This is a genomic window from Amycolatopsis sp. NPDC102389 (assembly GCF_044765885.1).
Lineage (GTDB): Bacteria > Actinomycetota > Actinomycetes > Mycobacteriales > Pseudonocardiaceae > Amycolatopsis.
On record NZ_JBIWKX010000124.1, the window covers coordinates 1 to 5,591 of the forward strand.

At 62.5% G+C, this 5,591-nt stretch carries 4 protein-coding genes; 2 read left to right on the top strand and 2 right to left on the bottom strand.

Translation table 11 applies throughout. From position 1 onward, the window contains the following. On the top strand, window positions 1–2,238 hold a 2,238-nt coding region (locus tag ACIRGA_RS40710; protein ID WP_400952888.1), incomplete at its 5' end, for a hypothetical protein. Window positions 2,239–2,480: 242 nt separating this feature from the next. Further along, window positions 2,481–3,320: a hypothetical protein gene (locus ACIRGA_RS40715; protein ID WP_400952891.1), complete on the top strand. Its 840-nt coding sequence runs from the start codon at window positions 2,481–2,483 to the stop codon at window positions 3,318–3,320. Between the two features lie 104 nt (window positions 3,321–3,424). On the opposite strand, the gene ACIRGA_RS40720 is transcribed toward ACIRGA_RS40715, so the two are convergent. Together ACIRGA_RS40720 and ACIRGA_RS40725 are read right to left on the bottom strand one after the other, a co-directional pair. Further along, a complete protein-coding gene (locus tag ACIRGA_RS40720) occupies window positions 3,425–4,381 on the bottom strand; it encodes an SAVED domain-containing protein (RefSeq protein ID WP_400952894.1) in 957 nt (318 codons plus the stop codon). 588 nt (window positions 4,382–4,969) lie between these two features. Continuing rightward, window positions 4,970–5,591 (bottom strand): hypothetical protein (locus ACIRGA_RS40725; protein ID WP_400952897.1); only part of this gene is annotated, 622 nt, incomplete at its 5' end.

Genomic DNA, 5,591 nt, shown 5'->3' on the forward strand with positions numbered 1-5,591 from the left:
CTCGTGCGCAACCCGTTCAACTTACGCCTCGCCTGCGAGCTGTTGGTGTCGGGTGTCAGCCGGGCCTCACTGGCAGCAGCTCGCGATCAGCTCGAGCTGCTGCAGAAATACTGGGCCGTGCGCGTGACACGGCACACCGACAGCCCGGCTCGTCTCCGGGTCTTGGAACGGCTCAGCGTCACGATGCTGGAAAGTCGGGTACTCCGCGCGAGCGGTGCGTGTGTCCCCGATGGGCTACTCGACGCGAGAACCGGGCTCGTCCGGGACGGAGTCGTCAACGAGGTCCCGAGCAGGTTGAAGGCCGGCGGATCACCCTCGATGGCCTACTCCCATCACATCCTTTTCGACTACAGCGTCGCCGCGCTCATCCTGGCCGGCGATGACGATTCACAGCTCGTGCCCAGGTTGAGGGAGGACCCGAACCTGGTGCTCGTTGCACGGCCCAGCATCGACCTCCACCTGGCAGATCTCTGGCATCTTGACAACGATCGCTCGACCTTCGCCGCGGTGGTGGCAGCTATAGCTCGACACGGTGACAGCTTGGCTGGCGTCGCGGCCGTCCGCATATTCGTCTCGGAAGCTGACGTCAGCGCCGACGTGCAATGGCTCGTCGGTCTGTCGGCCAGCGACCCTGCGACGTTCTCGATTGTCACGGGTTGGATAGCCGGAGTTCTCGATACGAACGACGAAGCCGTCCGGCGGCGAAACCGTGACAAGATCGAGTTGTGGGCCGAAGTGCTCGCCGAAGGCATCGCGCAGGTGCAGAAGACCTTCGACCGGACGCTAGTCAACCAAATCAACCGTCTCTTGATCAAAGTCGACACGCTGCAGCCGATGAAACCCCAGGCACCTGCCGCCGCTGTGTGGGCGAATTGCGTTGCGGCGTTAATGCGTGTCGCTCTCGATGCGCCCGCCGAACGAGAAGCATTAGGGAGTTCCGTCGCTCGGTTCCTGCCCCAGGCCATCGCCATTGATTATGCACACGGAAGCGTTCTTCGACAAACACTGCAACCCGCCATTACCGCGTTGTGGCCGCCGCAGTACCTCTTCCGCTTCGTGGACGCAGTCGAGACAATCGCCGGTGCTGATCCCGACTTGGCCCGTGATCTGCTCTCGAGGGTCCTTCGAAGCGATGAGGACAGCCAAGACGCTATTCCGTTATTCCAGGGCATCGTCTCAATGTCGACGACACCCAAACAGGAGCTCGACGCGGCCAAGTACGCGGTTGGTCGGGTCATGCCTGGATTCATCCGCGCCGCGGGGATCGCACGAGCTGTTGATGTCCTGGAGGCGGCGTTGCCGTGTGATGGCGACGCACCCGGCTACCCCATTACGTTCCGGACTGTCGAGGGCCAGATTGACCTGATCGGTCGAACACTCAAATACGGACCCGGCCACGGGGTCGCCGAGACAATCGCCTCGGTCTTCGCGGACGCCCTGCCGAACCTTGACCTGCCGGCCGTCGAACTTGGTGCGCTCGTGGAAGACCTGGTTGCGCGAATCCGACATCCGGAAGCCTGGCAGTCAGTCCTGTCCGCTGCGGCGGAGAAACCAACCCGCCTAGGGCATGCATTCCTGCCGACCCTAGGGTCCGGCGGGCTCCTCGCACACTCAGGTACACGCGCCGCCGCCGGAACGCTAATCCGGGCGGTCGGGCCCACGCTTTCGACTGCCCAACAGCGAGAGCTTGAACGAGCGATCCTCTCTGCACCTATACATCTTGTAAAGGCATCCGACGAGGGAACGGAAAGACTGCTCGACCAACTCGCCGGCTGCCTCGACCTCGAGAAGATCCAGGACACGTCGCTGGCCGAGCGGGTACGGCAGCAGGAGAAGGCCGGAGATCCTCCCTCGATCCTCCGACCACAGCATCCCACTGCGATCGTCGAGCCCTTGACGTTGAACGATTATCTCGAAGACCAGGGCACTGCGCTGACCGATCCCCAGCAACGCGAGGCGCTCGATACCCTTCGTCAGATCGTCGACGCGCTTCCCCCGAACCTCGAGTCGGAACACGTATCGGCCCTGGAGCATGCACTTCGTCAGGCGCTGGCAGTCGGTGTCGGTGGCCCGGAGTACGACGAGCCTGGAGCCGAGTTGGTCTTCCGGGCGATCGAACACCTCGTTCGTGCCGCGCCGTTGGCGCCCGAGTCTGACTTGGCAGCCTTGATGATGCCGCTGCTGTTCGCTGCGGCTCGGCAAGGCGGAAGCCCAGAAAAGGGAGGTGCACAGCAATGATGTCGTGGACACCGACCCCGACACGAACTGCCGTAAGCACGCTGACCTACCTATGGTGTCAGCCAGCCTGGCGGTCGTCAGACTTCGCCGAACCGGTTCGCTTGGTACTCACCGCTGGGCTCGAGGACACTGATGATGTCAACCGGCTCCATGTCGCTCAGGTGGCACACCTACTTGCACTGAACGATGAAGCGGGATTCAAACTTGTTCGCGATCACCTTCTGCGAGAACCGCATCCACTCGTGTCTGCGCGTCTGGTTCGGGAACTGCTCAGATACGTCGCAGAGCGGCCCGAAGAAGTCGACTCAATTTTGTCGTCGCTGGTCGGGAAGGAACCTTGGTCAGTTCTTCTGACTGAAACCGAGAGCGCGCCAGAGCAAATCGAGTCGCTCGAAATCTTCGCCGCGCTCACCCTCACGCTAGTCATCCGGTACCGCACCCCTGCTGCCCTGGAACTCACACAGACCTGGCTGGCCGAACCAGCAGCCACGACAGCGGCCGGGCAAGCACTCTCCCATCTACGGGCCTGGCTCGAGCTACCGCCAGAACAGGGCACGGAGCGGGCGCGAGCCTTCGACATGCTGGATACCGCAATCGGCTCACTGGCGCGTATACGCCAATCGGACGCTCATAACGATCTAATGGGCAGGGTTTACATCACAGCGGATGCGCTCACCCGCAACATCAACTATGCCTCGGCGCTCAACGGCAAAAACGGCGTTCCCGACCAGGATTTCGTCGCCAGAGCATTGTCCGCTCTGGCTGGTCTCGCGCACTTCAAGCACCCCTCGATCACCCACTCCTTAATTGAAGCTCTCAGCAACCTTGCCCCGGCTGACCCCGCAAAAGCCTTCCACGTTGCTGCTGTAGCAGTCGGCACCGGCGACAACTACACCTACGACCAGATCGCTGCCTCGGAGACGACCGCACTCATCGAACGCTATCTCGCTGAGTTCCGTGCAAGCGTGGTCGCAGATGACAGTTTGCTCACTGCAATACGATCAGTTCTGCATGCCTTCGTCGACGCCGGCTGGCCAGCGGCAATCGCCTTGGCGTACCGGCTCAGTGAGGCGTTTCGGTGAAACACTGCTCGGGTAGAGGCAGTATGAACCAAGTAGTTTGTCCGGCGCTGAGCGCCCGAGTGTAGGTCTGAGTGGCGAGGGTCTCCACACCGCGAACCTCGATGTCAGACCGCGGCTCGGGCTGGGAAGGGTTCGTAAGAATTGCTGGTCGCGTCGAAGGTGAACGCGGTCCATTGTCCGTGCTCGGGCGGCGCGAGTTGAGCACCGAGAGCGACTGCGATCGCGGCCGGTCCGCTGAGGAAGATCGCGTGGTGGCCGGTTCGGGCGCCGGCGGTCAGCGGTGCCTCCCGCCAGGCGCGGCAGGTCTGCTCCACAACCCCGGTGAAGGTTGTGTTGTTCTCGACCAATCGTGACGTCGCACTTCGGAGCCGGAGGAGGTAGCCGAAGCCATGCTGGTGGCAAGACGCCATCACCTGGTCGAAGAACTGGTCGCCGCGGCCCTGCAGGTCCAGCGCGAGGGCGACCTTGTTCGGGTCACCGTCGTCGATGGCTTCAAGTCGGTCGACATCCAGCGGTTCGACGCTGGAGTCGATCGCGCGCAGCGACGTCGCTGCGAAGTATGCGGGTGCGCCATCCGCCTGCCGGATAGCGTGCACGACCACCTCGCGGGCGTGGGTGTACCCCAGTCGGGCGCCGAACCAGAACGCAACGTGTAACGGCATGGTGGGGATCAGATTGATCCTGAAGGCATCGGGTGTTATGCGTTCGGCCATCATGGTTGCTGACAAGGTCTCGTCGGCAAGGGCGTCGACCAACTGTCGGTCCCAGACGCCGTCACCGGACAACTCGATGCTGGTCTTCAGGGTGATGGTGCACGTGCTTTGGCTGTACTTCTCCGCCTGCTGCTCCAGCTGATGGGCGCGAGCTATCCCACGCCGAGCGTCTGATGCAGTGACGACGATGCCGACCCGCACCTGGCGACTTGCTCGCCCTCGCAGCCACAGGCCCAGGGCAACCAGAGCGATTCCCGAGACAAATGCCAGTACAAACCACAGCCGCCCGGCTGGCTCGTCCGCCATGAACGACTTTGCGGTCTCAACCCCGAACCCGCCCGCTGCCATCCCGCCAACGGTGAGCTCTGCCGTGCCATCGATGATTACCGCCCGGAGTCCCGCAGCACCGCCAGAAGTATCGGCGGAGCCGACCACCGTCAGTCGGGGCGAAGCCGACTGTCCAGAATTTGTTACCACAACCATCCGTTCGAGGGCCAATGCTCGCAGCGGGATCGAACCAGCAGATAGGTGCCACATTCTATTCGGCCGGGCAGACGGCGACGCTAATCGCTGGGCCGCGGCGCAGAGCCGCATACGGCCGATCACGAGCAGACAGCCCGCTAAGACAACGGACAGCGAAAACCACGAGCATCATCCCCTTACTTCACGTGGGGTGATCTTGACGGCTCGTGGGGACAAACACCGGGCAATCGAACCGGTAATCTACCGGAAAAGAACCGGAAATCTTCCGAGTGCGAACCGGCAATCCGCGTTCCTGAACTGCATGAACTACGCTCGGTGTGCAAGGAGTCCAGCGGCGGGTCAGTTCTGTGAACCAGAGGGCTCCACTCGCCCGGGTGCGCCGGTACTCGGCAGCCTTGGCCAGGAGCAGTGAGTGCCAACCGAGTGCAGCAGTTGTCGACTCGGCAGGTCTACTTACTTGACGAACTGCATCTTGGGACAGCCTTGGAACGTGACGCTGCCGTCAGTGCGTCGTACGTTGATGATCATGGTCGTCGCGTGGGTGACGAACTTGTTGTCGATGATGTCGCCCGTTGCGCTGGTGCGTTCCCAGTAGCAGTCGTTGGCTGCCCGGACGGCTTTCCATTTGCCCGGTGCGATCTTGCCCGGTCCCTGACCGACTTCGTAGGTGCCATCCGACTTTGTCGCAAGTCCCTTGAGTGCCGCGTCGATGTCCTTGGCGAAAGTGGGACAGAGGATGGGGATTCCGATCTGATGGACGCGTGCGCCATTGGTGTCTCTGGTGGCGTTGCCGTCGAGCCATTCGCTGGGGTCCACGCCGCCGTCGGTCGCGTTGCTCAGCCCGGGGAAGGTGTCGCATGCGGCCTTCACGAACAGGTGCGCGGACGGGTAGTCAGTGACGGTCAACCCCGCTGCCGCGACCTTGGCGTCGACCTCCTGTTCTTGCGGCGTCGCCTGGTCGCTATCTGTAACAGGCGTGGTGCTGAGAGGCGGCGTGTAAGCAGGAGCATAGGTAGCCGACGACGTTGAAAATGGGGCTGTGGAGCTGGAGGTGAGTTTCTGTGGCGTGGTGTTC

Coding starts and splice junctions, on each gene's coding strand:
- ACIRGA_RS40720 (WP_400952894.1), bottom strand. CDS start 4,381: ATGGCAGCGGGCGGGTTCGGGGTTGAGACCGCAAAGTCGTTCATGGCG.